General features: G+C 57.6%; 1 protein-coding gene. It reads left to right on the forward strand.

What is annotated here, in order from left to right; translation table 11 throughout:
* The first annotated feature begins 201 nt into the window (after nucleotides 1-201).
* Nucleotides 202-1548, forward strand: a complete 1347-nt coding sequence (locus ACW9JE_RS30645) for a Fic family protein (protein WP_457434894.1) — start codon at nucleotides 202-204, stop codon at nucleotides 1546-1548.
* Nucleotides 1549-1600: the final 52 nt, after the last annotated feature.

Raw genomic sequence — 1600 nt, forward strand, 5'->3', positions numbered from 1 at the left:
TCAGTCGACATCAACATAGACTGACACACCGCTTTCGCGAGCAAGCCCGCTCCCACAGTATTTGGGTGATCCACGTGGGATCGATCAAGATCGCAGCCTGCGGCAGCTCCTACATAAACTTCGGAAACGTCTGATATTGAGGCGTGGTAATCACGGTGCTGTACTCGATCCCCATTTTTGAGGGCTACCGAGGCAGCACCCATGAAAAAACCACCCCGGCTGCAAGGCCGGCTCGACCCGGTGTTCGACCGGCTCGGTCAGTCTCCCCACAAGGAACGTCTCGCCGATTACCTTGCGCTGCTCAAGCCACTGGATGATCAAGGCCGCTATCGACCGTTTCACGAACTGCGCTACCGCTGGCCGTCGGGGCTGGATTCGAATCTGTGCTGGGCGCTGGTGAAGAAGGCTCGGGTTGCGCAGTACTCAAGCCTTCTGCCTCTGGGTGAGCCACCTCAGTGGAGCAACTTCGTGCTCACACCGCTGGCACAGAAGGCCATCTCGGCCGTTGACCGGCAAGCGACCACGGCGGCGCTGGAGTTCATGACCAGTCAGATCGGCGAACACGCACACTTCAGTTATCTGCTCAACGACCTGATCGAGGACGAGGCCATCAGCAGCAGCCAGCTCGAGGGCGCGGCAACGACTACGCAGGTGGCCAAGGACATGCTCAAGCGCAAGCGGCTGCCGCGCACGCCGGATGAGCGGATGGTGATCGGCAATTTCAAGATGATGAACTTCGCCTGGGAACAGCGTCATGAGCCCTTGAGCGCCAGACTGATCCTGGCCATGCACCGGGTGGGCGTCGAGGGTATTGATGATGCACGCTATTCACCGGGAATCTTCAGGTGCACCGATGACGTGGTGGTGCAGGACGGCGAAGGGCAAACCGTATATACGCCGCCTCCCGCAAAAGGGCTGACGGACCGGTTGCAGGGATTGGTGGAATGGATCAACCAGCCCCACAGCGACATTGAGCAAAAGGACTACCTTCATCCGTTGATCAAAGGCATCGCCCTGCATTTCGCGTTGGGTTACGAACATCCCTTCCGCGACGGCAACGGCCGGGTTGCACGGGCGTTGTTCTATTGGTTCATGTTCAAGAATGATTTTTCGGCGTTTCGCTACATTGCGATCAGCGTCTTGCTGCGCAGCGCACCGGTGAAGTACGGGCGTTCATACCTGAACACCGAGTCGGATGACCTGGACCTTACCTATTTCATCGATTTCCAGTGTTCGGTGGTGCTTCGGGCTGTAGGCCGTTTTACCGCGGCTTATCGGAAAAGTTTGGCAAACGCCGATCACTTTGATCGCTGGCTCATGGAGTCGGGCTTGTTTTACCGGCTAACCGAAAAGCAGCGAGCCGTATTCCAGGTGGCCAAGAGCGGGATGGCCAAGGAGTTTACGGCAGGCAATGTGAAGGAACATCTGGGGTGCTCTCACAACACGGCTTCGACGACCTTGAACGGGCTGGTCGATTTGAATGTGTTCGAGAAGAGAAGGATGGGGCGTGAGTGGGTGTTCTTTCTGCGGGGTGGTTTGGCAGTTTAATGTCCTGTGGGAGCGGGCTTGCTCGCGAAAGCGGTCTGGCAGTCAACATCAT

The sequence above is a fragment of the Pseudomonas sp. SDO55104_S430 genome, from assembly GCF_054070595.1.